At 70.5% G+C, this 25801-nt stretch carries 24 protein-coding genes; 16 read left to right on the top strand and 8 right to left on the bottom strand.

Translation table 11 applies throughout. The features are described from left to right. From ACTOWL_RS14245 to ACTOWL_RS14260, 4 genes are all read right to left on the bottom strand, one after another. On the bottom strand, positions 1-922 hold a 922-nt coding region (locus ACTOWL_RS14245), incomplete at its 3' end, for a sulfate/molybdate ABC transporter ATP-binding protein (RefSeq protein WP_441321899.1). Next, on the bottom strand, positions 922-1812 hold the full coding sequence (cysW, locus tag ACTOWL_RS14250) for a sulfate ABC transporter permease subunit CysW (protein ID WP_441321900.1): 891 nt from the start codon (positions 1810-1812) through the stop codon (positions 922-924). The genes ACTOWL_RS14245 and cysW, both read right to left, overlap by 1 nt. Next, entirely contained in the window at positions 1800-2675 is an 876-nt protein-coding gene (gene cysT, locus ACTOWL_RS14255; protein WP_441321901.1) for a sulfate ABC transporter permease subunit CysT, read from the bottom strand. Before cysT ends, cysW begins: the two co-directional genes overlap by 13 nt. Then, positions 2638-3642, bottom strand: a complete 1005-nt coding sequence (locus ACTOWL_RS14260; protein WP_441321902.1) for a sulfate ABC transporter substrate-binding protein — start codon at positions 3640-3642, stop codon at positions 2638-2640. Before ACTOWL_RS14260 ends, cysT begins: the two co-directional genes overlap by 38 nt. A gap of 298 nt (positions 3643-3940) precedes the next feature. Between ACTOWL_RS14260 and glpD the strand changes: the two genes are divergently transcribed. The 7 genes from glpD to ACTOWL_RS14295 all read left to right on the top strand — a co-directional run bounded on the left by glpD (position 3941) and on the right by ACTOWL_RS14295 (position 11457). Then, positions 3941-5464, top strand: coding sequence for a glycerol-3-phosphate dehydrogenase (gene glpD / locus ACTOWL_RS14265; RefSeq protein ID WP_441321903.1), 1524 nt, complete (start codon positions 3941-3943; stop codon positions 5462-5464). Continuing rightward, positions 5461-6543 (top strand): ABC transporter ATP-binding protein, encoded by a 1083-nt coding sequence (locus ACTOWL_RS14270; RefSeq protein WP_441321904.1) that lies wholly within the window; start codon positions 5461-5463, stop codon positions 6541-6543. Before glpD ends, ACTOWL_RS14270 begins: the two co-directional genes overlap by 4 nt. Before the next feature lie 4 nt (positions 6544-6547). Then, positions 6548-7633: an ABC transporter ATP-binding protein gene (locus tag ACTOWL_RS14275; protein WP_441321905.1), complete on the top strand. Its 1086-nt coding sequence runs from the start codon at positions 6548-6550 to the stop codon at positions 7631-7633. A gap of 2 nt (positions 7634-7635) precedes the next feature. Next, positions 7636-8508: a carbohydrate ABC transporter permease gene (locus tag ACTOWL_RS14280; protein ID WP_441321906.1), complete on the top strand. Its 873-nt coding sequence runs from the start codon at positions 7636-7638 to the stop codon at positions 8506-8508. After that, positions 8505-9308, top strand: a complete 804-nt coding sequence (locus ACTOWL_RS14285; protein ID WP_441321907.1) for a carbohydrate ABC transporter permease — start codon at positions 8505-8507, stop codon at positions 9306-9308. The genes ACTOWL_RS14280 and ACTOWL_RS14285 overlap by 4 nt, the downstream gene beginning before the upstream one ends. Before the next feature lie 10 nt (positions 9309-9318). Then, positions 9319-9597: a DUF2160 domain-containing protein gene (locus ACTOWL_RS14290; RefSeq protein ID WP_441321908.1), complete on the top strand. Its 279-nt coding sequence runs from the start codon at positions 9319-9321 to the stop codon at positions 9595-9597. Between the two features lie 81 nt (positions 9598-9678). Then, on the top strand, positions 9679-11457 hold the full coding sequence (locus ACTOWL_RS14295; protein WP_441321999.1) for an extracellular solute-binding protein: 1779 nt from the start codon (positions 9679-9681) through the stop codon (positions 11455-11457). Positions 11458-11586: 129 nt separating this feature from the next. Here the strand turns inward: ACTOWL_RS14295 and ACTOWL_RS14300 are convergent, their stop codons facing one another. After that, positions 11587-12975, bottom strand: a complete 1389-nt coding sequence (locus tag ACTOWL_RS14300; RefSeq protein WP_441321909.1) for an FAD/NAD(P)-binding protein — start codon at positions 12973-12975, stop codon at positions 11587-11589. Positions 12976-13121: 146 nt separating this feature from the next. On the opposite strand from ACTOWL_RS14300, the gene ACTOWL_RS14305 reads away from it, so the two are divergent. The 7 genes from ACTOWL_RS14305 (at position 13122) to ACTOWL_RS14335 (ending at position 19167) form a co-directional block, all read left to right on the top strand. Continuing rightward, entirely contained in the window at positions 13122-13625 is a 504-nt protein-coding gene (locus ACTOWL_RS14305) for an OmpA family protein (RefSeq protein WP_441321910.1), read from the top strand. A gap of 47 nt (positions 13626-13672) precedes the next feature. Continuing rightward, entirely contained in the window at positions 13673-14065 is a 393-nt protein-coding gene (gene apaG / locus ACTOWL_RS14310; protein ID WP_441321911.1) for a Co2+/Mg2+ efflux protein ApaG, read from the top strand. Between the two features lie 66 nt (positions 14066-14131). Next, on the top strand, positions 14132-14770 hold the full coding sequence (folE, locus tag ACTOWL_RS14315; protein WP_441321912.1) for a GTP cyclohydrolase I FolE: 639 nt from the start codon (positions 14132-14134) through the stop codon (positions 14768-14770). Between the two features lie 161 nt (positions 14771-14931). Then, the gene (locus ACTOWL_RS14320) at positions 14932-16230 is read left to right on the top strand and encodes a hemolysin family protein (RefSeq protein ID WP_441321913.1); all 1299 of its coding nucleotides are present in this window, start codon (positions 14932-14934) and stop codon (positions 16228-16230) included. A gap of 78 nt (positions 16231-16308) precedes the next feature. After that, positions 16309-16542, top strand: coding sequence for a type II toxin-antitoxin system Phd/YefM family antitoxin (locus ACTOWL_RS14325; RefSeq protein WP_441321914.1), 234 nt, complete (start codon positions 16309-16311; stop codon positions 16540-16542). Continuing rightward, positions 16539-16922: a type II toxin-antitoxin system VapC family toxin gene (locus ACTOWL_RS14330; protein WP_441321915.1), complete on the top strand. Its 384-nt coding sequence runs from the start codon at positions 16539-16541 to the stop codon at positions 16920-16922. Before ACTOWL_RS14325 ends, ACTOWL_RS14330 begins: the two co-directional genes overlap by 4 nt. Positions 16923-17010: 88 nt before the next feature. Then, positions 17011-19167 carry a phosphocholine-specific phospholipase C gene (locus ACTOWL_RS14335; protein ID WP_441321916.1) on the top strand — a complete coding sequence of 719 codons (2157 nt, stop codon included), beginning with the start codon at positions 17011-17013 and terminating at the stop codon, positions 19165-19167. Positions 19168-19233: 66 nt separating this feature from the next. On the opposite strand, the gene ACTOWL_RS14340 is transcribed toward ACTOWL_RS14335, so the two are convergent. Genes ACTOWL_RS14340 through ACTOWL_RS14350 form a run of 3 tightly spaced genes read right to left on the bottom strand, consistent with a single transcriptional unit; the run spans position 19234 to position 23843 of the window. Beyond that, the gene (locus ACTOWL_RS14340; protein ID WP_441321917.1) at positions 19234-22713 is read right to left on the bottom strand and encodes a chromosome segregation SMC family protein; all 3480 of its coding nucleotides are present in this window, start codon (positions 22711-22713) and stop codon (positions 19234-19236) included. 16 nt (positions 22714-22729) lie between these two features. Beyond that, a complete protein-coding gene (locus ACTOWL_RS14345) occupies positions 22730-23356 on the bottom strand; it encodes a DsbA family protein (protein ID WP_441321918.1) in 627 nt (208 codons plus the stop codon). A gap of 40 nt (positions 23357-23396) precedes the next feature. Beyond that, positions 23397-23843 (bottom strand): DUF721 domain-containing protein, encoded by a 447-nt coding sequence (locus tag ACTOWL_RS14350; RefSeq protein ID WP_441321919.1) that lies wholly within the window; start codon positions 23841-23843, stop codon positions 23397-23399. Positions 23844-23944: 101 nt separating this feature from the next. On the opposite strand from ACTOWL_RS14350, the gene mutY reads away from it, so the two are divergent. Both mutY and ACTOWL_RS14360 read left to right on the top strand, forming a co-directional pair. Beyond that, a complete protein-coding gene (gene mutY, locus ACTOWL_RS14355) occupies positions 23945-25024 on the top strand; it encodes an A/G-specific adenine glycosylase (protein ID WP_441321920.1) in 1080 nt (359 codons plus the stop codon). 210 nt (positions 25025-25234) lie between these two features. After that, on the top strand, positions 25235-25786 hold the full coding sequence (locus ACTOWL_RS14360) for a NifU family protein (RefSeq protein ID WP_441321921.1): 552 nt from the start codon (positions 25235-25237) through the stop codon (positions 25784-25786). Positions 25787-25801: the final 15 nt, after the last annotated feature.

Below are 25801 nucleotides of genomic sequence, written 5' to 3' on the forward strand. Positions count from 1 at the left end.
TGGTGGCGCTGTGCAGCACCCGCCGGGCGGTGCCGGGCACCAGCCCGTCGCCTGACGCTCCGCCCGGCAGCAGCCGGATGGCACGCGGCCGGATGTCGGCGACGGCCCTGCTGCCGACCGCGAGGCCGCTGGTGTCGGCCGGCAGGCGCAGGCCGGCGACCTCCACCACATTGGCTTCCGTCACCGTGCAGGGCAGCCGGTTGACGTCGCCGAGGAAGCTGGAGACGAAGGCGGTGGCCGGGGCGTCGACCAGCGCCGCCGGGTCGCCCTGCTGCTCGATCCGCCCGTCGCGCAGCACCACCACCCGGTCGGCCAGCTCCAGCGCCTCCTCCTGGTCGTGGGTAACGAACAGGCTGGTCAGGCCGGTGCGGTCGTGCAGTTCGCGCAGCCACACCCGCAGCTCCTTCCGCACCTTGGCGTCGAGCGCGCCGAACGGCTCGTCCAGCAGCAGCAGCTTGGGCTCGATCGCCAGGGCCCGGGCCAGGGCGACGCGCTGGCGCTGGCCGCCCGACAGCTGGCGCGGAAAGCGCCGCCCCAGCCCGGGCAGCTGCACCAGCTCCAGCAGCTCCTCGACCCTTCGCGCGATCTCGGCCTTGGGCGGGCGGGTGGCGCCGGGCCGCACCTGCAGGCCGAAGGCGATGTTGCCGAACACGGTCATGTGCCGAAACAGGGCGTAGTGCTGGAACACGAAGCCGATGCGGCGCTGGCGGGGCTTGACCGCGGCGATGTCGGCGCCGTCGACCAGGATCTGCCCGGCATCCGCGCGCTCCAGCCCGGCCACGATGCGCAAGAGCGTGGTCTTGCCAGAGCCCGAGGGGCCGAGCAGGGCGACGAAGGCGCGGTCCGGCACCTCCAGCTCGATGCCGTTGAGCGCATAGACCGGGCCGAAGCGCTTGGTCAGGCCTTGGATGGCGATCGGCATCAGCTCTCCGCGGAGTCGAAGCGGTCCGAGCGGAACCGCCATTCGAGCAGGGTCTTCAGCACCAGCGTCACCAAAGCGAGGCCGGCCAGCAGCGAGGCGACGGCGAAGGCGCCGACGAAATTATACTCGTTGTAGAGGATCTCGACCTGCAGCGGCATGGTGTTGGTCTGGCCGCGGATATGGCCGGAGACGACCGAGACGGCGCCGAACTCGCCCATCGCCCGGGCGTTGCACAGCAGCACGCCGTACAAGAGCGCCCATTTGACGTTGGGCAGCGTCACCCGGAAGAAGGTCTGCCAGCCGCTGGCGCCCAGCAGCACCGCCGCCTCCTCCTCGTCCGTGCCCTGCTCCTGCATCAGCGGGATCAGCTCGCGCGCAACGAAGGGCAGGGTGACGAAGATGGTGGCGATCACCAGCCCGGTAACGGTGAAGATCACCCGGATGCCGTGCGCCTCGAGGAACGGCCCGAACCAGCCATTCGCCCCGAACAGCAGCACATAGATCAGGCCCGAGATCACCGGCGAGACCGAGAAGGGCAGGTCGACGAAGGTGGTCAGCAGGCTCTTGCCCGGGAACTCGAATTTGGCGATCGCCCAGGCGGTGGCCAGGCCGAACACGGTATTCAGCGGCACGGCGATGGCGGCGACGGTCAGGGTCAGGCGGATCGCGGCCAGCGAATCCTCGCTGCCGATGCCCTCGAGATAGGCGTCGATGCCCTTGCGCATCGCCTCGGTCAGCACCACGGCCAGCGGCAGCACCAGGAACACGCCGAGGAAGATCACGGCGATCGTGATCAGCGCCAGGCGGATGCCGAACGGCTCCTCCCACGGCCTCTCGGCGGGCTTCAGCCGGGTGCGCGCCGCCGCCAGGGTGCGGGTCAGTCCGCCCATTTGCGGCTCCAGCGCTGCAACAGGTTGACGACCAGGATGATGACGAAGGAAGCGGCCAGCATCACCGCGCCGATCGTGGCGGCGCCGGCATAGTCGTACTCCTCCAGCCGGATCACGATCAGCAGCGGCGCGATCTCCGACACGCCCGGGATGTTGCCGGCGATGAAGATGACCGATCCGTATTCGCCGACCGCCCGGGCGAAGGCCAGGATGAAGCCGGTCAGGATCGCCGGCGACAGCAGCGGCAGCACCACCCGCCACACCACCTGCCAGCGCCGGGCGCCGAGGGTGGCGGCGGCCTCCTCGATCTCGCGGTCGAGGTCCTCCAGCACCGGCTCGACCGTGCGCACCACGAAGGGCAGGCCGATGAACACGAGCGCGATGAAGATGCCGGGCGGGCCGAAGGCGGCCTTGATGCCGACCTGCATCAAGGGCCCGCCGAGCCAGCCCTTGGGCGAGTACAGCGCGGCCAGCGCGATGCCCGCCACCGCCGTCGGCAGGGCGAAGGGCAGGTCGATCAGCGCGTTCATCAAGGGCCGGCCCCAGAAGCGGTAGCGCGTCACCACCCAGGCGACCATGGTGCCGAACACCACGTTCACCGCCGCCGCCGCCAGCGCCAGGCCGAAGCTGACCTTGAGCGCCGCCAGGGTGCGCTCCGACGACACCACCCGCCAGACGCCCTCGACCCCGAGCTCCCAGGGTCGGATCACCAGCGCCGCCAGCGGCAGCAGGACCAGGAGCGCGAGATAGGTGAGGGAGAAGCCGAGGGTCAGCCCGAATCCCGGCAGCACGCCGACATGGCGCGCTGCCGGGGGCGGGCTTTCCCTAGCCCTTTCGGTAGATCTGATCGAAGGTGCCGCCATCCGAGAAGTGTGCCTGTTGCGCCTTCTGCCAGCCACCGAAGAGATCGTCGATGGTGAACAGGTTTACGGCCGGAAAGTTGTCCTTATAGCGCGCCGCCACCTCCGGCGACCGTGGCCGGTAGAAATTCTTGGCCGCAAGCTCCTGCCCTTCGGGCGAGTACAGGAATTCGAGATAGGCCTGGGCCACGGCGCGGGTGCCGCGGGCGTCGACCACCTTGTCGACCACCGCGACCGTGGGCTCGGCCAGGATCGAGACCGACGGCACGACGATGTCGAACTCGTCAGGCCCGAGCTCCTTGACCGCCAGGAAGGCCTCGTTCTCCCAGGCCAGCAGCACGTCGCCGATGCCGCGCTGGACGAAGGTGGTGGTCGAGCCGCGGGCGCCGGTGTCGAGCACCGGCACATTGGCGAAGATCTTCCGCACGAGCTCCTGCGCCGTCTGGTCGTTGCCGCCGGGCTGCTTCAGCGCATAGCCCCAGGCGGCGAGGTAGTTCCAGCGCGCCCCGCCCGAGGTCTTCGGGTTCGGGGTGATCACCTGGACCCCCTCCTTGGCCAAATCGGGCCAGTCCTTGATCCCCTTCGGGTTGCCCTTGCGCACCAGGAACACGATGGTCGAGGTGTAGGGCGCGCTGTTGTCCGGCAGCCGTGTCTGCCAGGCCTTGTCGATCAGCCCTCTGCTGGCGATGGCGTCGACGTCATAGGCCAGCGCCAGGGTGACGACATCGGCCTGCAGCCCGTCGATCACCGAGCGCGCCTGGGCGCCCGAGCCGCCATGCGAGGCCTCGATGGTGACGGTGTCGCCGGACTTCGCCTTCCACTGCTCGGCGAAGGCGGCATTGACCTGCTTGTACAGCTCGCGCGTCGGGTCGTAGGAGACGTTGAGCAGCTTGATGTCGGCCGCATGCGCCGTGGCCGCAGCCAGCGCGATGGCCGCCGCGGCCAGCAGCCGAGTGGTCATGAACCGCATGACTCGACCTCCGATGTTCGGTTGGTTGGTGGTGTGGCGGCGTCGGGGACAGTAAGGCGGGGAACCGCGACGAACGCAATCTCTATTTCACATAAAATTCCATCGATCATCTGTAATTTTACATACAAAAAGTAGACAATAGAATGTGCATCTGCCTTCGCTTTCGCACATGCGAACGCCTGGCGGGACAAAATACTGCGCATTCGGCGCGAATTCCGATTGCATCGCATCGATCGCCGATGCAGATTTTCGTTTGCGAATATCGAAAGCGGCGCAGCCGCAAACAAAGGCAGGAAACGTGGCTGAGGTGCTGTACGACCTCCTGGTCATCGGCGGCGGCGTCAACGGCGTCGGCATCGCCCGTGACGCGGCCGGGCGCGGCCTGTCCGTCCTGCTGTGCGAGAAGGCCGACCTGGCCGGCGCCACGTCCTCGGCCTCGACCAAGCTGATCCATGGCGGGCTGCGCTATCTCGAATATTACGAGTTCCGCCTGGTCCGCGAGGCGCTGATGGAGCGCGAGGTGCTGCTGCGCGCGGCGCCGCACATCATCCGCCCGCTGCGATTCGTGCTGCCGCACGACCGGTCGATGCGGCCGGCCTGGATGGTGCGGATCGGGCTGTTCCTGTACGACCATCTCGGCGGCCGCAAGATCCTGCCGGCCAGCCGCGGGCTGCGGCTGCGCGGCGGCGCCATCGGCCGGGTGCTGAAGCCGCATCTGACGCGCGGTTTCGAATATTCCGACTGCTCGGTCGACGACGCCCGCATGGTGGCGCTGGCGGCGCTGGACGCGAAGGAGCGCGGCGCCGAGATCCTGACCCGCACCGAATGCGTCCAGGCGAAGCGCGAGAACGGCCGCTGGACGGCCACGCTGCGCGGCGCCGACGGCAGCGAGCGGCAGGTTTCGGCCCGCGGCCTGGTCAATGCCGGCGGCCCCTGGGTCAAGCATGTGCTGAACGACACGGTCGGCCTGCCGGGCGCTTCCCGCGTGCGGCTGGTCAAGGGCAGCCACATCGTGGTGCCGCGGCTCTATGACGGGCCCGAAGCCTTCATCCTGCAGAATGCCGACCGGCGCATCGTCTTCGTCATCCCCTATGAGGGCAAGTTCTCGCTGGTCGGCACCACCGACCTGGACTACCAGGGCGACCCGGCAGGCGTCGGCATCACGCCGGAGGAGACGGCCTATCTGTGCGAGGCGGTCGGCCGCTGCTTCACCGCCGGCCCAACGCCGGACGACGTGGTCTGGAGCTATGCCGGCGTGCGGCCGCTCTATGATGACGGCTCGTCCAGCGCCTCCGAGGCCACCCGCGACTACGTGCTGGAGCTGGATGCGCCGGAGGGCCAGGCGCCGGCGCTGTCGGTGTTCGGCGGCAAGATCACCACCTTCCGCCGCCTGTCCGAGCATGCGCTGGAGAAGCTGGCGCCGGTGCTGGCCATCAAGGGCGCCCCCTGGACCGCCGCGGCGCCGCTGCCCGGCGGCGACATCCCGGATGCCGATTTCGAGGGCTTCCTGGTGAAGCTGCGCGCCGCCCGGCCCTGGCTGCCGGAGCCGCTGGCCCGCCGCCTGGCCCGCGCCTACGGCACCAGGGTCGACCGGCTGCTGGGATCGGCGAAAAGCCTGGAGGATCTCGGCCGCGACTTCGGCGCCGGGCTGACCGAGGCCGAGCTGGACTACCTGGCCGACCAGGAATGGGCGCGCACCGCCGACGATGTGCTGTGGCGCCGGTCCAAGCTCGGGCTGCACATCCCGGCCGAGGCGCATGGCCTGATCGACGACTGGCTCGGGGCCCGCAATTCCCGTCCCGAGGAAAGGGCCGCATCGTGACGCTCGTGCTCGAAAGCGTGACCCGGGACGTCGGCGCGGAGGCCCACATCCATCCGCTCGACCTGACGCTCGAGCCCGGCACGCTGACCGTGCTGCTGGGCCGCACCCAGGCCGGCAAGACCACGCTGATGCGGCTGATGGCGGGGCTGGAGCGGCCGAGCCGCGGCCGGGTCCTGGTCGATGGCCGCGACGTCACCGGCACCTCGGTGCGCAACCGCGACGTCGCCATGGTCTACCAGCAGTTCATCAACTACCCGTCGAAGACGGTCTACGACAACATCGCCTCGCCGCTGCGCCTCAAGGGCCTCGGCCGGGCCGAGGTCGACCGCCGGGTGCGCGAGACCGCGGCGATGCTGCGGATCGACCGGTTCCTGACCCGGCTGCCGGGCGAGCTGTCGGGCGGCCAGCAGCAGCGCACCGCGATCGCCCGGGCGCTGGTCAAGGATGCCGGGCTGCTGCTGCTGGACGAGCCGCTGGTCAATCTCGACTACAAGCTGCGCGAGGAGCTGCGGGCCGAGCTGTCGGAGATCTTCCGGCGCGGCAAGGCGATCGTGGTCTACGCCACCACCGAGCCGGCCGAGGCGCTGATCCTGGGTGGCCGCACCGCGGTGCTGGACGAAGGCCGGCTGCTGCAGATCGGGCCGACGGTCGAGGTGTTCCAGCGCCCGGCCTCGACCAAGGTGGCCGAGGTGTTCAGCGACCCGCCGATGAACATCGGCCCGGCCGAGGTCGCGGACGGCGCGCTGCGCCTGGCCGACGGCGTTTCGGTGCCGCTGGCCGGTCACCTGGCCGGGCTGACGGCCGGGCCCTGCACCGTCGGCGTGCGGCCGGGCCATCTCCGCCTCGGCGCCGGCGGCCCGGGTGAGGCCTCGGTCTCGACCCGGGTCGAGCTGGCCGAGATCAGCGGCTCCGAGACCTATGTCCATTTCCATTTCGGCGACCGGCCCTGGGTGGCGCAGCAGACCGGGGTGCACAAGCACCCGCTGGGCGAGCCGCTGACGGTCGCGATCGATCCCGCCCGGATCTACGTCTTCGACCCGGCCGGCCGGCTCGCCGCCGCCCCGGCCCGGACCAGGTGACAGCATGGCCCGCATCGAGCTCAAGTCCCTGGCGCACAGCTACAAGCCGAACCCGACCGACCCGGCGGACTACGCGCTGCGGCCGATGGACATGGTCTGGCAGAGCGGCCGCGCCTACGCCCTGCTCGGCCCGTCCGGCTGCGGCAAGACCACGCTGCTCAACATCATCTCCGGCCTGGTGACGCCCAGCCAGGGCCAGATCCTGTTCGACGGCCGCGACGTTACCCAGGCGTCGCCGGAGCAGCGCAACATCGCCCAGGTGTTCCAGTTCCCGGTGGTCTACGACACCATGACGGTGGCCGAGAACCTGGCCTTCCCGCTGCGCAACCGCAAGCTGCCCCGGCCCGAGATCGACGCCCGCGTCGCCGAGGTCGCCGAGATGCTGGAGCTGACGCCGGTGCTGAAGCGCCGCGCCCGCGGCCTGGACGCCGACGAGAAGCAGAAGATCTCGCTCGGCCGCGGCCTGGTGCGCAAGGACGTCGCCGCCATCCTGTTCGACGAGCCGCTGACGGTGATCGACCCGCATCTCAAGTGGCAGCTCCGGCGCAAGCTGAAGGAGGTGCACGAGCAGGTGCGGACCAGCCTGATCTACGTCACCCACGACCAGCTCGAGGCGCTGACCTTCGCCGATGAGGTGATCGTGATGTATGACGGCCAGGTGGTGCAGCTGGGCACCCCGCAGGAGCTGTTCGAGCGGCCGGCTCACACCTTCGTCGGCTACTTCATCGGCAGCCCCGGCATCAACCTCCTGCCCTGCATCGTCGACCAGGGCGATGCCGTGATCGAGGGCGGCCGGGTGCCGCTGTCCAATTCGGCCCGCCGCGGCGCCGAAGCCTTCCTGGCCGGCGGCGCCGGCACGCTCGAGCTCGGCATCCGGCCGGAGTTCCTGGAGATCGCCGACAACGGCATCCCGGCCACGGTGACCGGGGTCGAGGACCTCGGCACCCATCTGATCGTCACGCTCCGGCTCGGCGCCGCGACGGTGAAGGCCAAGCTGGCCGAGGGCCGCGGCGTCCCGGCCGACACCGCGCATCTGCGCTTCCCGCCGGAGCGCACCCTTCTCTATGCCGACGGCAGGCTGGTGGGCTGATCATGGACAAGACCCCGAACAACGCCGCCTGGTTCCTGGTCGTCCCGGTGGTGCTGCTGGTCGCGTTCAGCGCCATCATCCCGCTCATGACGGTCGTGAACTATTCGGTGCAGGACATCTTCGGCCCCGGCCAGGGCGTCTTCGTCGGCACCGAATGGTTCGAGCAGGTGCTGCAGGACGACCGGCTGCAGGCGGCGCTCGGCCGGCAGCTGATCTTCAGCTTCTGCGTGCTGGCAATCGAGATCCCGCTCGGCGTGCTTGTGGCGCTGTGCATGCCGGCGCGCGGCTGGGCCGTCTCGGTCACGCTGGTGGTGCTGGCGCTGCCGCTCCTCATTCCCTGGAACGTGGTCGGCACCATCTGGCAGATCTTCGCCCGGCCCGACATCGGCCTGGCCGGCGTGCTGATCAACCGCCTCGGCCTCGACTACAACTACACCGGCGACCCGTTCGACGCCTGGATCACGGTGCTGGTGATGGACATCTGGCACTGGACGTCCTTGGTCGCCCTGCTCGGCTATGCCGGGCTGCGCTCGATCCCGGACGCCTTCTACCAGGCGGCGCGGATCGACGGCGCCTCGCGCTGGGCGGTGTTCCGCTATATCCAGCTGCCGAAGATGACGGGCGTGCTGCTGATCGCGGTGCTGCTGCGCTTCATGGACAGCTTCATGATCTACACCGAGCCCTTCGTCCTGACCGGCGGCGGGCCTGGCAACGCCACCACCTTCCTGAGCCAGGAGCTGACCAAGATGGCGGTCGGCCAGTTCGACCTCGGGCCGGCGGCGGCGTTCTCGATCATCTACTTCCTGATCATCCTCTTGTTCTCCTGGCTGTTCTACACGGTCATCACCAATCTCGGGAAAGGCGACGCGTCATGAGCCCGCGCACCCGCGCCGTCATCCTGATCCTGTACATGCTGTTCCTGCTGCTGCCGATCTACTGGCTGGTCAGCATGTCGCTGAAGGAGAACCAGGAGATCCTGTCCGGCTTCACCCTGTTCCCGCACAAGGTGACCGTCGCCAACTACGCCAGGATCCTGACCGACCCGTCCTGGTACTGGGGCTACCTCAACTCGATCAGCTATGTGCTGATGAACATGGTGCTCTCGGTGCTGGTGGCGCTGCCGGCGGCCTACGCCTTCAGCCGGTACCGCTTCCTCGGCGACACCCACATGTTCTTCTGGCTGCTGTCGAACCGGATGTCGCCGCCGGCGGTGTTCCTGCTGCCCTTCTTCCAGCTCTATTCCGCGATCGGCCTGACCGACACGACCTACGCCGTCGCCCTGGCGCACTGCCTGTTCAACGTGCCGCTGGCGGTGTGGATCCTGGAGGGCTTCATGTCCGGCGTGCCGAAGGAGATCGACGAGACCGCCTATATCGACGGCTACTCCTTCCCGCGCTTCTTCCTGACCATCTTCGTGCCGCTGATCCGCGGCGGCATCGGCGTCACCGCCTTCTTCTGCTTCATGTTCTCCTGGGTCGAGCTGCTCCTGGCCCGCACCCTGACCTCGGTCAACGCCAAGCCGATCGCCGCCACCATGACCCGGACGGTCAGCGCGTCCGGCATGGACTGGTCGCTGCTGGCCGCCGCCGGCGTGCTGACCATCGTGCCCGGCGCGATCGTGATCTGGTTCGTCCGCAACTACATCGCCAAGGGCTTCGCCCTGGGCCGGGTGTGAGGAGACAGCCATGACCCTCGACTGGATGGTGTGGACGCCGCCGACAGCCTGGTTCTTCTGCGGCATCGCGGCGCTGCTCGTCGCCATGACGGCGTGGCAGCTGGCCTCGCCCTCGGTGCCCCGGAGGGGCTTCCTGCCGCTGACGACCACCCGCGGCGACCGGCTGTTCATCGGCCTGCTCGGCGCCGCCTACATCCACCTCGCCTGGGTCGGGCTGGCCTCGGGCAGCCTCTGGTACGGCTTCGCGATCGCCGTGGCGTGGATGATCGCGGTGATGCGGTTCGGATGAGCTGACGCAGGTCCGGACCGGCCCCGGCCAACGGGGCGTGCTGGTTTCAACATCTGAAGACGGGGAGAGATCATGACCAAGATGCTGCACGGGCCGGGCGGGTTCCCGGTCCACCGCCGGGACCTGCTGCGCGGCGCCTCCGCGCTCGGCGCCGCCATCGCGGTGCCGGGCTTCGCCCGCCGCGCCTTCGCCCAGGGCGCCGAACAGCTGACGGCCAACGCCAGGAAGTGGATCGACACCGAGTTCCAGCCTTCGACGCTGTCCAAGGACGAGCAGCTGAAGGAGATGGAGTTCTTCATCAAGGCGGCCGAGCCGTTCCGCGGCATGGACATCAACGTGGTGTCGGAGACGATCACCACCCATGAATACGAGGCCAAGACGCTGGCCCGCGCCTTCTCCGAGATCACCGGCATCAACCTGAAGCACGACCTGATTCAGGAAGGCGACGTGATCGAGAAGCTGCAGACCCAGATGCAGTCCGGCCAGAACATCTACGACGCGTACGTCAACGACAGCGACCTGATCGGCACGCATTTCCGTTACGGCCAGGCCGTGCCGCTGTCCGATTTCATGGCCGGCGACGGCAAGGATTTCACCCTGCCGACGCTCGACGTCGACGACTTCATGGGCAAGAGCTTCACCACCGGCCCGGACGGCAAGCTGTACCAGATCCCGGACCAGCAGTTCGCGAACCTGTACTGGTTCCGCTACGACTGGTTCACCGACCCGAAGCTGCAGGAGCAGTTCAAGGCGGCGTACGGCTACGATTTGGGCGTGCCGGTGAACTGGTCGGCCTATGAGGACATCGCCGACTTCTTCACCAACAAGGTGAAGGAGATCAACGGCGTCCGCGTCTGGGGCCATATGGATTACGGCAAGAAGGACCCGTCGCTGGGCTGGCGCTTCACCGATGCCTGGCTGTCGATGGCCGGCGCCGGCGACAAGGGCATCCCGAACGGCCTGCCGGTCGACGAATGGGGCATCCGGGTCGAGGGCTGCCGCCCGGCCGGCTCCAGCGTCACCCGCGGCGGCGACACCAACGGCCCGGCCGCGGTGTACGCCTTGACCAAGTACATCGAGTGGCTGAAGGCGTACGCCCCGCCCGAGGCGGCCGGCATGACCTTCTCCGAGGCCGGGCCGGTGCCGGGCCAGGGCAACATCGCCCAGCAGATCTTCTGGTACACCGCCTTCACCGCCGACCTGTCCAAGCCCGGCCTGCCGGTGGTGAACGAGGACGGCACGCCGAAATGGCGCATGGCGCCCTCGCCGCACGGCCCGTATTGGGAAGAGGGGATGAAGCTGGGCTACCAGGATTGCGGCTCCTGGACCCTGATGAAGAGCACCCCGAAGGAGCGGCAGCAGGCGGCCTGGCTGTACGCCCAGTTCTGCATCTGCAAATCGACCTCGCTGAAGAAGCTGCAGGTCGGCCTGACCCCGATCCGCGACAGCGACATCCGCTCCAAGGCGATGGACGAGATGGCGCCGAAGCTGGGCGGGCTGGTCGAGTTCTACCGCAGCCCGGCGCGCGTCGCCTGGACCCCGACCGGCACCAATGTCCCCGACTATCCGCGGCTGGCGCAGCTGTGGTGGCAGAACGTGGCCGAGGCGGTGACCGGCGAGGTCACGCCGCAGCAGGCGATGGACAACCTGGCCAAGCAGCAGGACCAGGTGCTGGCGCGGCTGGAGCGGGCCGGCAATCTCGGCGATTGCGGGCCGAAGCTGAACGAGGAGAAGACCGCCCAGGAGTGGTTCGACGCCCCCGGCGCGCCGAAGCCGAAGCTGGAGAACGAGAAGGAGAAGGGCCAGACCGTGGCCTATGACAGCCTGCTGCAGGCCTGGAAGGAAGGGAAAGTGCGGTAAGGACCGAGGGGCGCAGGCTGGGTTCGTGCACCGAACCCAGCCTTGCTCCAACTCTTCCCTTTTCCTGTCATTGCCGGGCTTGACAGTTTGGGGGACCGGGAATGGGTCTCGAACCCCATTCCCCTCCCGCTAAATCACCGGATCGAATCCGGGCTTGGCGGGGGGCGGGACGACGTCGCCCTTCAGTATCGCCGCCGCCACCTCGGCGCATTGCTTGCGGATGTCGGGCACCGCCGTGATCTCCCAGAAGGCGCCGCGGGTCGGCGGGCCCAGCGCGTAGAGCCGCGGCGAGGGCTGGCCGTCATGGCCGATCAGCCGGCCCCCGGCATCGACGTCGAGGCCGAGGCGCAGCCGGACCGGCCGCGCCGCGCCGCCGGCGAGCAGCGACCGCAGCAGCGGATCGGCGGTCCGACCCGGATCGGTCTCCGGTCCGCTGGCCAGGACAAGGCGGCAGATCGTCCGGGTCTCGTCGGCCGCGGCGCCGCGGCGGCGCAGTGTCACCGTCAGCCCGTCCTCCGTCGGCGCCACATTGCGCAGCCGCCCGGCCAGCACCTGCAGCTGGCCCGAGGCGATCATCGCCCCGACCCGGTCGGCGATGGCCGGCGCCACCCGGTGCCGATGCACGTCCCACCAGGGCCGCAGATGGCGCAGGAAGCGCCCCGCCTCCGCCTCGTCCCAGGCCTGCCACAGCCGCTGGGTGAAGGGCCGCAGCCCGTCGATCACGGCGCGCCAATCACCGCCCGCCTGCTCCGCCTCGCGGCTCAGGGCGCGGAGCCGGCGCAGCACCGCCAGCGCCGGCAGGCCGACGAACTCCGCCGCGTCCAGCGCCGCCGGCTTGCTGGCGACGTCGCGATGCGGCCGGGGCAGGAGCCCGCGCCGCGACAGCGCCAGGACGCGGCCGCGATGGTCCTGCGCCGCCAGGCCGGCGGCGATGTCGATCATGGTCAGGCCGGTGCCGAGGATCAGCACGGTCTCGTCCGGCAGGATCGAGGGCAGGCAGGCATCTTCCGGCCCGACCAGGATCCGCCCGGGCGCATCCGGCAGCGGCACCGGGGCCGAGGGCGCTGCGTTGCCGGTGCACAGCGCCGCGATGTCGGCCGGCTCGGTGCGGCCGGAGGCGAGGCGCACCGTCACCCCGTTGGCGTCGCGGTCCAGCCCCACCGCGGCGTCCGCCAGCATGGTCAGCCCGCCGGGAAAGTCGCGCCCGGCGGCGGCCAGCGTCTCGCCGAGATAGTCGCCATAGAAGCGGCGCGGCAGATAGGGCTGGTCGCCGGCGCCATGCGCCCGGGCCCAGCTCTGGAAATCATCCGGCTGGTCCGGGAAGTCGCTCATGTTGGCGGTGAGGACGTTCAGCAGATGCGCCGGGTGCGGCGTGCCATAGGCCAAGCCGCGGCCGGGCGGGCCGCCGCGCTCGATCAGCACGACCTTCGCCGCCCCGGCCGAGCGGCGCAGGAGCTGGACCGCGAGCAGGCAGCCGGTGAACCCGGCCCCGATGATGGCGATGCGCATGATCCTCATTGGCGCTGCTTCGACGGCGGGCATGGTAGCCACCTCGGTCCGCTCCGGCCAACCGTCCGATCGAAGCGAGCCGGCGATGCCGCCTCGCCGCCGCCATCACGTCGCCCTATGCTGCCCGTGGGACGGAGACGGGACGGCGGAGACCGATGCGGATCGTTGCGGTGCTGGTGTGGGGGGCCCTGGCAGGCCTGGCGGCGGGGTGCGTGCCGTCGCGCGACCGGATCGAGCTGCCCGAGTCGGTGCCGGTGGACCGGGCGCTTTCGGCCGAAATCCGCTACGTCTTCTTCCTGCCCGGCAAGACCGGGATGGCGCCGGACGGCGCCGCCGCGGTCGCCGCCGCGGTGGTCGAGGACGCCCGGCGCCGGGCCAAGGGGCCGGTGCCGCGCCTGATCGTCACCGGCCATGCCGATGCCGGCGGCGACCCGGCAGCCGCCCAGCGCCTGTCGCTGCGGCGGGCCAGGCTGGTGGCGGCGCGGCTGCGGGCGGCCGGGATCGCGCCGGGGCGAATCACGGTCGCCGGCGCCGGCGCGGCCGATCCGCGGCGGCCCGCCCCGCCGGGCCAGGCGGAGCCGGCCAATGACCGGGTCGAGATCGGATTCGAATCCCCGGTCGCGTCGCAATTGGACGCGACGCCGCAGCGTCCCATATAGTCTGATCGAGACCACGGCGCCGACGCGCCCGCCAGCGGATCGACGACATGTACACTGCGGAAACCCGGGCGATCGAGGTGTCGGTCGAACCGACCTATCTCGAGGACCAATCCTCGCCCGACGAGAATCACTACGTCTGGGCCTATCATGTCCGCATCGTCAATCACGGGCGCGAGCGGGTGCAGCTGCGCAGCCGCTACTGGCGGATCACCGACGAGTTCGGCCGGGTGCAAGAGGTCCGCGGCCCCGGCGTGGTCGGGGTCGAGCCGGTGATCGAGCCGGGCAAGGCGTTCCAGTACACCAGCGGCGCGCCGATCGCGACGCCGTCGGGCATCATGGTCGGCACCTATCAGATGGAGACCCCGTCGGGCGAGCGCTTCGACGTGGCGATCCCCGCCTTTTCGCTGGACAGCCCGCATCGTACGATCCGATTGAACTGACGTGACAGACCAGAGTCCTGGTTGGACCAGAACCGACAACGACAACCGCCCGGAGAAGCCGGCATCATGACCCGCAACCCCTTCACCCCCGTGGCGGCCAATGTCCTGGCGCAGCCTGTGCGCGGGCCTGAGCATCGCCCGAGCCGGTCCGAGGCCGAGGACGCGGTGCGCGTGCTGCTGCGCTGGGCCGGCGAGGACATCGCGCGCGAGGGCCTGCGCGACACGCCGAAGCGGGTGGTGAAGGCGTATGAGGAGTTTTTCCGCGGCTACGCCCAGGACCCGGTCGAGCTGCTGTCCCGCACCTTCGAGGAGGTCGAGGGCTACGACGAGATGGTGCTGCTGCGCGACATCGACTTCGAGTCGCATTGCGAGCACCACATGGTGCCGATCATCGGCAAGGCGCATGTGGCCTATCTGCCGGACCGGCGGGTGGTCGGCATCTCCAAGCTGGCGCGGGTGGTCGACGCCTATGCCAAGCGGCTGCAGATCCAGGAGCGGCTGACCGCGCAGATCGCCTCGGCGATCGACCAGGTGCTGAAGCCGCGCGGCGTGGCGGTGATGGTGTCGTCGCAGCACCACTGCATGACCACGCGCGGCGTGCACAAGCACGGCACCCAGATGGTGACCAGCTGCATGATCGGCGCCTTCCGCGACGAGCCGCAGCTGCGCCGCGAGTTCCAGATGATGATCGGGATGCCGGTGTAACCGGCTCTGATCCGGGCAGATTTTCCCCCCGCTGGCCGCCGCTCCGCCGAATACTCTCGGCATGACGGTGGACGCGGGGGCGCCGGACCGGGTATCTCAGCCGGCATTATGCCAGCTTCCCACAGCGAAGAGACGGACGAACCTCCGTCTAGCGGCCGCCGATGATCGTCGAACTCGTCATCGTCGTGCTTCTCATCCTGATCAACGCCTTTTTCGCGATGTCGGAACTGGCCTTGGTCTCCGCCCGCCGCGCCCGGCTGCAGGGCATGGCCGAACAGGGCCATCGCGGCGCCCGCGCCGCCCTCGCTTTGGCCGCGGATCCGAACCGCCTCCTGTCCACCGTCCAGGTCGGCATCACTTTGGTCGGCATCTTCGCCGGCGCCTTCGGCGGCGCCACCCTGTCGGTGCCGGTGCGCGAGTGGCTTGAGCCCCTGCCGGTGGTCGGCCCCTGGGCCGACGGCCTGTCCTTCGCCCTGGTGGTGGTCGCCATCACCTATTTCTCGCTGATCATCGGCGAGCTGGTGCCGAAGCGGATCGCGCTGAACCACGCCGAGGGCATCGCCGCCCGCGTCGCCCGGCCGATGCAGACGGTCGCGGCGGTCGGCGCCCCCATCGTCTGGCTGCTGCAGCGCTCGACCGAGCTGGTGCTGCGCCTGCTCGGCGTCTCCGCCGTTCCCGCCCAGACGGTGACGGAGGAGGAGCTGAAGACGCTGATCGCCGAGGGCACCGAGGCCGGCGTCTTCGTCGAGGCCGAGCGCGAGATGATCGACGGCGTGCTGCGCCTGGCCGACCGGTCGGTGCGGTCGATCATGACGCCGCGGCACGAGATGGTCTGGATCGATCTCGAGGACAGCCCGGACGAGATCCGCAAGACCATCGCCGAGGCCGGCTGCAGCCGCTTCCCGGTGGCGCGCGGCGAGCTCGACGAGCTCGAGGGCGTGATCCAGACCAAGGACCTGCTCGACCGCATGCTGCAGGGCGGCCCGTTCGACGTGGCCGAGACCATGCGGCCGCCGCTGGTGGTGCCGGACGGCACGCCGGCGCTGAAGCTGCTGCAGACCTTCCGCAGCTCGGCCATTCACCTCGCCGTGGTGGTCGACGAATACGGCAGCGTCGAAGGGCTGGTGACGCCGACCGACATCCTGTCGGCGATCGCCGGCGAGGTCGGCGACCTGACCATCGATACCGCCGGCTATTCGATCGTGCGCCGTGACGACGGCAGCTGGCTGGTCGACGCGATGACGCCGATCGACGAGGTCGAGCGGCTGCTGCGCCTGCGCGGCCTGCGCTCGGAGGACGGCGACTACCAGACCTTGGCCGGCTTCGTGCTCTGGCACCTCGGCCACCTGCCGAAGGTGGCGGAGAGCTTCGTCGAGAACGGCGTGCGCTACGAGGTCATCGACCTCGACGGCAACCGCATCGACAAGGTGCTGGTCAAGGTGGACCAGACGGAGCCGTAACGGGGCAGGCGCAGCGGGTTGGCTAACTTGACCAACATACGAAGGTTGGCTAAGTTAGCCATGTTCCCGGAGGAAGCCATGCAGGTCACCATCCACGTCGCCAAGACCCACCTCTCCAAGCTGATCGACGCCGCGCTGTCGGGCGAGGAGGTGGTCATCGCCAAGGGCCGCAAGCCCGTGGTCAAGCTGGTCGCGATTCCGCAAACACCGTTCAAAATCGGCATCCTCAAAGGGCAACTGGACGGCCCGACGCCGGACTTCTTCGAGCCGCTGGACGAGGACGACCTGACCGCCTGGGAAGGCGGCCGGTGAGGGCTGTCCTGCTCGACACCCATGTCTGGGCCTGGATCTTGACCGATGACGAACGGCTGTCGGCCAAGGCCCGGGCGACGATCGGACAGACCCAGACCGTGTTGCTGAGCCCGATCTCGTTCTTCGAGATCGGGCAGAAGGTGCGGCTCGGAAAATGGCCGGCCATGGAGCCGTTCGTATCCAAGCTTCCCGGAATCCTGGAAGAGCAGGGCGGCAGTGTCGTCGAGCTGACTCCGACCATCTGCCTGCAGGCAGCCACGATGGATTGGCCGCATCGCGATCCCTTCGACCGCCTGCTGGCAGCCAGCGCCGCCCATCACCACCTGCCGCTGATCTCGGCCGATTCGGTGTTCGACGGCGTGGTGACGCGCCTCTGGTGAGGCCGGCGGCCGGCTCCGGCCGGCTTCGCGCGCCTGTCATCTTCGCCGCCTAGGATGCTGCCCGCCGCTTCACCCGGAGGTCAGCCCCATGAGCCAGAATCGCCGCGACTTCCTGCGCCAGTCGGCCGCCGCGCTCGGCGCCGCCTCGGCCCTGTCGGTGCTGCCGCCGGCGATCCGCACCGCGCTCGCCGTGCCGGCCGACGACCGGACGAAGTCGATCGCCGATGTCCAGCACATCGTGATCCTGATGCAGGAGAACCGGTCCTTCGACCATTATTTCGGCGTGCTGCGCGGGGTGCGCGGCTTCGGCGACCGCTTCCCGGTTCCGCTCGAAGGCGGCAAGCCGGTCTGGCACCAGTCGGACGGGACGCGCGAGATCCTGCCCTTCCATGTCGACAAGGCCACCATGGACGCGGCGCTGATGGCGGCGGTGCCGCACAACATGCCGGACGCCCAGGCGGCCTGGGCTCAGGGCAGGTTCGGCCATTGGCCGCTGTACAAGACCGACAGCGCGATGGGTTACTACAAGCGCGACGAGGCACCGTTCCAATACGCGCTGGCCGAAGCCTTCACCCTCTGCGACGCCTATCACTGCTCGGTGCAGACCGGCACCGACCCGAACCGGATCGTGTTCTGGTCCGGCTCGAACTTCGACCCGAAGCGGCGCGAGCAGGGGCTGGACAGCGACCATGCCACCGCCGAGGCGGTGAATCTGCGCTGCTGGGTCACCGGCACCCACCCGACGCCGGGCTACGGCTATCGCGGCTCGGCCCTGACCTGGCCGACCATCCCGGACGTGCTGCAGGCGGCGGGGATCGGCTGGCGCATCTACCAGGACCCGAACGACAACTGGACCGGCGCCATGCATGGCTGCCTGGCCTTCGACAGCTTCCGCAGCGCGCTGCCGGGATCGCCGGTCGCCGTCAACGGGATGTCGCACTGGACGCTCGACGACCTGCGGAAGGATGTGGTCGCCGATACCCTGCCGGCGGTCAGCTGGGTGCTGCCGTCGCGGCTGCAATCGGAGCATCCGAGCGGCCCGTCCAGCTCGGCCCATGGCGGCGACTTCACGCATCAGGTGCTGGCGGCGCTGACGGCGAGCCCGGAGAACTGGAGCCGGACCGTGCTGTTCGTCACCTTCGACGAGAATGACGGCTTCTTCGACCATGTGCCGCCGCCGGCGGTGCCGTCGCTGAACCCCGACGGCAGCCCGGCCGGCAAGTCCACGGTGGATCTCGCCGGCATGTACTACGCCGATCCGGGCGTGGACTATCAGGACGAGCTGTCCGGCAAGGCCTATCCGATGCTCGACCCGCGCGACATGGTCAGCGGCAAGCGGCGGCCCTGGGGCATGGGCCCGCGCGTGCCGATGTATGTCGTCTCGCCCTGGACCCGCGGCGGCTGGGTCTGCTCCCAGGTGTTCGACCACACCTCGGTCGGCCGCTTCATCGAGGCGCGGTTCGGCGTCACCATCCCGGCGATCAGCCCCTGGGCCCGGGCGGTCAGCGGCGACCTGACCGCGGCCTTCGACTTCGAGACCCCGAACGACCAGGCGGTCCCGGCCCTGCCGGACATGAGCGGCTACGCCGCGATCGAGGCGGCGTCGAAGCTGCTGCCCAAGGCCGCGCCGCCGGACGCGCCGCAGCCGCTGTTCCAGGAGACCGGGACGCGCCCGTCCCGGGCGCTGCCCTATGAGCTGCATGCGAGCGCCAGGGTCGCACCGGAGGGCACGATCCTGACCTTCGCCAACAGCGGCCGGCAGGGCGCGGCGTTCCATGTCTACGACAGGCTGCATCTCGACCGCATCCCGCGCCGCTACACGGTCGAGGCCGGCCAGCGGCTGGACGATCTCTGGGCCCCGGCCGATGCCGGGCGCTACGACCTCTGGGTCTACGGCCCGAACGGCTTCGTGCGCAGCTTCGCCGGGACCGTCGCGGCCGCGGAGATCGAGCTTGAGGTCGTCTATGTCCCGGCCGATTCAGCAATCGTTGCCTCGGTTCGGAACCGGGGGACGGCGCCGGCCGCGCTGCGGGTCACCGCCAACGCCTATGCCGAGGCCGACCAGGGCACGTTGACCGTGGTGCCCGGCGCCATCGAGAACCGACGCTGGAGCCTGGCAGAGAGCGGTGGCTGGTACGACCTCACCCTCGCCGCCGACGGCTTCGAGCGCCGCTTCGCCGGCCGGCTGGAGACCGGCCGTGCGAGCGTCAGCGACCCGGCTATGGCCCTGCACCTGGCGAGCTGAGGCCCGCGCTCGGAAGTACTGACTCGTCATCGCGAAACGAAGCGAGGGACAGCGGGGCCCTCGACCTCAGACCGCCAACTCCTGCTGGTGCGGCTGGGCGTGGCGGATGGCTTGCTCGAGGTCGACCGAGACCAGCTGGCTCACCCCGCGCTCGATCATGGTGACGCCGTAGAGCCGGTTCACCCGCGCCATGGTCATGCGGTGGTGGGTGATGATCAGGAAGCGGGTGCGGCCGCTCTCCGCCAGCTCGGTCAAGAGGGTGCACAGGCGGTCGACATTGGCGTCGTCGAGCGGCGCGTCGACCTCGTCCAGCACGCAGATCGGCGCCGGGTTGGTCAGGAACACGGCGAAGATCAGCGCCGCTGCCGTCAGCGCCTGCTCGCCGCCCGACAGCAGCGACAGATGCTGCAGCTTCTTGCCCGGCGGGCTGGCGAAGATCTCCAGCCCCGCCTCCAGCGGGTCCGCGGTGTCGGTCAGGGCCAGCTGCGCCTTGCCGCCGCCGAACAGGCGGGTGAACAGCGCCCGGAAATGGCCGTCGACCACGTCGAAGCTGGCCACCAGCCGCTCCCGCGCCTCGCGGTTCAGCGAGGCGATGCCCTGGCGCAGCTTGGCGATGGCGGCGGTCAGGTCCTCCTTCTCAGCCGACAGCCGGGTGTGCTGAGATTCGATCTCGACGATCTCGACCTCGGCCCGCAGGTTGACCGGGCCCATGCCCTCGCGCTCGCGATTCAGCCGGTCGAGCTTGCGGGCGATGTCCTCGGCGTCCGGCAGCGGCGCCTCCGGGGCCAGCCCGGCCAGGCTGGCCGCCGCCTCGGGCGCGCAGTCGAGCCGCTCGGCGATGCGGCTGCGCAGCCCCTCGACCGCGGTCTGGGCCGCGACCACCGCCGCCTCGCCGCGCACCCGGGCCTCACGCGATTCGGCCAGGGCCGATTCGGCGGCGCGCAGGGCCCGGTCCGCAGCCTCCTGGCGCTGCTCGCCCACCGCCAGCGCGTCGGCGGCCATGCGGCGGCGGCGCTCCGCCTCGTCGATCCGGCCGATCAGGGTCTCGCGCCGGACGGCGATCTCGGCCGGCCGGGCGTCCAGCTCCAACAGCGTCGCCTGGCTCTCCGCCAGCCGCGCCTCCAGCTCGGCCAGCCGGTCGGCGCTGCCTCTCGCGCGGCTGTCCCAGCCCTGAACCTCGCTCTCGATCGCGCGCAGCCGGCCGCGCCGGCCGCCGGCCTCGCGCTGCAGCCGCTCCAGCGCCGATTGCCGGGCGCCCAGCCCCGACCGTGCCTCGGCCACGGCCGAGCGGATCTCGCCCACGGCGCGGCGCTGGGCCGCGCCATCGGGCAGGGCGGCACGCTCGGTGGCCAGCTCCTCGCGCTCGCGCAGCGAATCGTCGCGGTCGGCGGCCAGCCGCTCGCTTTGGGCGGCCAGCGCCGCCAGCCGGCTGCGCCGCGCCGCCTCGGCCTGGGCCGCCTTGCTCTGCGCCTCGCGGGCGCGTCCGACCGCGGCCACCGAATCCTGCTGACTGCGCCGCGCCGCCCGGTCGGCATCCTGGGCCGCCTGGGCCGCCTGGCGCGCTGCGTCGGCCGCCCGCCGCGCCGTCTCGGCGGCCTCGGCGGCGGTGGCCAGCTGCGCCTCCAGCTGCTCCAGCCGGTTGCGCTGCTGCAGCCGGGCCGCGGCGGGGGAGGGCGCGCCCGGCCGGGCCACCAGCCCGTCCCAGCGCCAGCGGCCGCCGGCCCTGGTCACCAGCGCCTGGCCGGGCCTGAGCGCCGGCTGCAGCGCCTCGGCCGCCGCCGCGTCGGCGACCACGCCGATGTGGGCCAGCCGGCGGGCCAGGGCCGCGGGGGCGGTGACATGGCCGGCCAGGGGCTCGGCGCCGACCGGCAGCGGCGCGGCGTCATCATAGCCGGGCAGCTCGGCCCAATGCAGCGGCGCCGAGCGGTCGGCCGGCACCGAGGCCTCGTCGCCGAGCGCGGCGCCCAGCGCCGCCTCCCAGCCGGGCGCGACCCGCAGCTGGTCGAGGATCGGGGCGCGGGCGGCATCGCCCTTGCCGCTGCCGAGCGCGGCGCGCAGGCCGTCGGCCTCGGCCTTCAGCCGGGTGGCGGTGCCTTCGGCGGCCTGGGCGGCCTCGCGGGCACTGGAAAAGGCCGAATCGGCGGCCTGGCGGCGGCTCTCCGCCGTCTCGACCGCCTCCTGCACCGCCTCCAGCCGGGCCACGGCCTCGGCCAGGACCAGGGCGGCCGCCTCGGCGCCGTCGGCACCGGCCAGCTCGGCTTCGAGCTGGGCGATCTGGCGCAGCGCATCCTCGTGCCGGCGGGCCAGGTCCAGCAGGCGGCCTTCCAGCTCGCGCTGGCGCTTGGCCAGACTCTGGCGCCGGGCCTCGTCGCCGGCCGCGGCCTCGGTCAGCGCGGTCAGGCGGCCGTCCAACTCGTCGACAATGCCCCGCTGGGTTTCGATCAGCTGCCGCGCCTGGTCCTCGGCATCGGCCTCGCCGGCGCTCTGGCGCTCGATCCGCTCGCGCTCCTCCTGCAGCTTGGCCAGGGCCTGGGCGGCGTCGGCGCCCAGCGAGCGCTCGCGCACCAGGTCGCCCGTCACCTGCTCCAGCCGGCGATTGGTGTCGAGGATCGACTGGCTCAGCCGGCCGGCCTCGGCCTCCAGCGTCTCGCGCTCGACCAGGAAGCGCTGCAGCGCCACGGCCGAGTCGCTGTCGGCCTTGCGCAGGGCGGGCAGGGCGGCCGCGGCCTCAGTCTGCTCGGTGGTGCCGCGGGTCGCCGCGATCATGCGCTCGCGCACCACCTGCTCATTGGCGTCATAGGCGCGCCCGGCCTCGGCCAGGGCCATGCCTGCCGCGCTCCATTGCAGGTGCAGCAGCGTCGCCTCGACCTGGCGGATCTGCTCCGAGATGGTGCGGTAGCGCGCCGCCTGCCGCGCCTGCTTGCGCAAGCCGCCCATCTGGGCGTCGAGCTGCACCAGCACGTCGTCCAGGCGGACCAGGTTCTCGTCGGCCGAGCGCAGCCGCAGCTCGGCCTCGTGCCGGCGGCTGTGCAGGCCGGTGATGCCGGCCGCCTCCTCCAGGATCTGCCGCCGCTCCGCCGGCCGGGCGGAGATCATCGCCGCGATCCGGCCCTGGCTGACCAAGGCGGGCGAGGCGGGGCCGGAGGCGTTGTCCTGGAACAGCAGCTGCACGTCGCGGGCGCGCACCGGCTTGCCGTTGACGCGGTATTCGGAGCCGGTGCCGCGCTCGATCCGGCGGACGATCTCGATGATGTCGGCGTGGTCCCAGCCGGGGGCGGTGCGGTCGCTGTTGTCCAGCGTGATCGTCACCTCGGCCAGGTTGCGCGCCGCCCGGCCGGTGGTGCCGCCGAAGATGACGTCGTCCATCTCCTGGCCGCGCATGCGCCGGGCGGAGTTCTCGCCCATCGCCCAGCGCAGTGCCTCGACCAGGTTCGACTTGCCGCAGCCATTCGGCCCGACCACGCCGGTCAGGCCGGGCTCGATGGCCACGTCGGTCGCATCGACGAAGGATTTGAAGCCCGACAGGCGGAGCCGGGCGAAATGCACGGCGGCGCGCTCCCGGTCAGTTGGTGGCGACGCCCTTCTCGGCGAGCTTCTTGTCGAAGAGCGCCTTGAAGGTGTCGAAGCTGGCCTCGCCCTCGAGCTTCTCGCCCTCGACCACGAAGGTCGGGGTGGCGTTGACCTTGTAGTCGGCCTGCGCCTCCTGGCCCAGCTTGATGATGGCGTCGGCGACGGTGTTGTCGGCCAGGCAGGCGTCGAACTTGTCCTTCGGCAGCCCGGCCATGCCGCCGATCTGCGCCAGGGCGCCGATCGGGTCGCCGGCGGTGGCCCAGCTCTGCTGCGTCTGGAACAGCACCTTGGCGATGTTGAAATACTGCTCGCGCGGGGCGCAGCGCGCCATCATCCCGGCTCGCAGGTCCAGCCCGTTCAGCGGGAACTGGCGGAACACGATCTTGACCTTGCCGCTGTCGACATAGGCCTTCTCGAGCTGCGGCAGCACGTCGTTGGTGAAGGCGGCGCAATGCGGGCAGGTGAAGGAGGCGAATTCCAGCATCGTCACCGGCGCATCGGCCTTGCCGAGCACGTAGTCGGTGTCGGTGATCTTCGGGTCCCAGGCCTGGGCCGAGGCCGATCCGCTCATGAACGTCGCGGCGGCCAGGGCCAGGCCGGCGAGCAGGGTCTTCAGCATCCGATGGTCTCCATGGGTCCGGGCCTCGTGCCCCCAAGTGTCATCGCGGTGGCGTCCGGGCATAGAGCGCCCGGCCGAAGGCCGCAAGTCGGGATTTCCACTCGGGGTCGTCGACCGATTCGAGCGGCGCCTCCAGCATCGCCTCTTCGGCAGGGGTCAGGGAACGGCGGCGCGGTGTCGCGGGGCGGCGGGCCAGCGGCGCCTGCAGCAGCTTGATCCGGACGATCGCGGCATAGCCGAAATGGCCGTTGATCCGCTCGATCAGCCGGTCCTGGTCGTGCTGCAGCAGGATGGCATCGGCCGGGTCGACCCGCAGCGCCAGCGTGCCGCCGTCGCGCTTGCCGGCCGGGAAGCTCAGCTTCTCCGGCACCGCCTTGTCGGCCCAGTGGTCGCCGACCACCGCCGGCCAGTCCGCGAACAGGCTGCCGATGGCGCTGCGCCCGCCGCCCAGCGCCTTGCGGGCGAGGGCGGGGACCAGGGCGGCCATGGATCTCGGATAGCTCATCGGCGGGACGCGACTGCATGATCGAATTGCGGGACTCGGATCCCTATAGTGGCGCAATGCACCCCCGAGCGGCAACGCGAGCCATGCCCGATACAGCCACGTCCGCCGAATTTGCCCCTGCCGACTTCGCGCCGGCGCTGCTGGCCTGGTACGACCGGCACCGCCGCGTCCTGCCGTGGCGGGCGCCGCCGGGGCAGCGGGCGGACCCGTACCGGGTCTGGCTCAGCGAGATCATGCTGCAGCAGACCACCGTGGCGGCGGTGAAGGACTATTTCCTCGACTTCACCCGGCGCTGGCCGGCCGTGACCGACCTGGCCGCGACGCCGGTGGAGGAGGTCCTGCGCGCCTGGGCGGGGCTCGGCTACTACGCCCGGGCCCGGAACATGCATCGCTGCGCCGTCCTGGTGGTGGAACGCCATGGCGGAGTGTTCCCCTCCGAGGAGGCGGAATTGCGGCAGCTGCCGGGGGTCGGCGACTACACCGCGGCGGCGATCGCGGCGATCGCCTTCGACCGGCAGGCCGCGGTGATGGACGGCAATGTCGAGCGGGTGATGGCCCGGATCTTCGCGGTGGCGACGCCGCTGCCGCCGGCCAAGCCCATCCTGAAGACCCATGCGACCGCCCTGACCCCGCGGCGGCGGCCGGGCGACTACGCCCAGGCGGTGATGGATCTCGGCGCCACCATCTGCACGCCGCGCAGCCCGAAATGCATCCTGTGCCCCTGGTCCACACCCTGCCGGGCCCGCAAGCGCGGCATCGCCGAGGACCTGCCGGCCAAGCTGGCCAAGGCGCCCAAGCCGACCCGCCGGGCCGTCGCCTTCTGGCTGACCGATGGGCGCGGCCATGTGCTGCTGCGCCGCCGGCCGCCCAAGGGGATGCTGGGCGGCATGATGGAGTTCCCGTCCTCGGCCTGGATCGAGCAGCCGATGCCGGACCTCGCCGCGGTGCTGGCCGAGGCGCCGGGCGGCACCGGCTGGCGCCTGCTGCCTGGCCTGGTGCGGCACGGCTTCACCCATTTCGACTTCGAGCTGACGGTCGCGGCCGGCCGCCTCAAGGGGCCGGTGGAGGGCGGAATCCTGGTCTCGCCGGACCAGTTGGGCGAGGCCGGGCTGCCGACGGCGATGTGGAAGATCGCCCGCCATGCCCTGCGACATCTTGAATGACCGGGCCCGGCGCCTCAAATCAGCCCTAATCACCGCCCCCACTCCGACCTCGTCGGGACGGTGAGGTTGCGCAAGTAGCCGGTCCGGGACGGTCAGCGGCGATTGGCGTGCGACTCTGTGGCGCCCGCTTTCGTCTTGATCTTCCGGGCCGTGGTCTTCACCCTGCCGGCGCCGGGCCACGCGGCCGGGCATATCGAAGGAACCGTGTCCATGTTCATCCAGACCGAGCAGACACCCAACCCGGCGAGCCTGAAGTTCCTGCCGGGCCGTGCGGTGATGGATGCGGGCACCGCCAACTTCCCGTCGCCGGACACGGCGGCGCGGTCGCCTTTGGCGCAGCACCTGTTCGAGGTCGAGGGCGTCACCGGCGTGTTTCTCGGCACCGATTTCGTGACGGTGAGCAAGGCGGACACCCTCGACTGGTACGTGCTGAAGCCTTCGATCCTCGGCGTGATCATGGAGCATTTCACCGCGGGCCGGCCGGTCATCCTGGCCGAGACGGCGGCGGCGGGCTCGCAGTCGGCCGAGGAGTCCGAGATCGAAGCCCAGATCCGGGAGCTGATCGACACCCGCGTCCGGCCCGCCGTGGCCCAGGACGGCGGCGACATCATCTTCCAGGGCTACGACCAGGGCGTGGTGTACCTGCACATGCAGGGCTCCTGCTCCGGCTGCCCCAGCTCGACCATGACGCTGAAGGCCGGCATCGAGAACATGCTGCGCCACTACATCCCCGAAGTGACGGAGGTGCGCGCCGTCGCCTGACGGCGGGCTGCGCTC

The sequence above is a fragment of the Inquilinus sp. CA228 genome (assembly GCF_052078665.1).
Lineage (GTDB): Bacteria > Pseudomonadota > Alphaproteobacteria > DSM-16000 > Inquilinaceae > Inquilinus.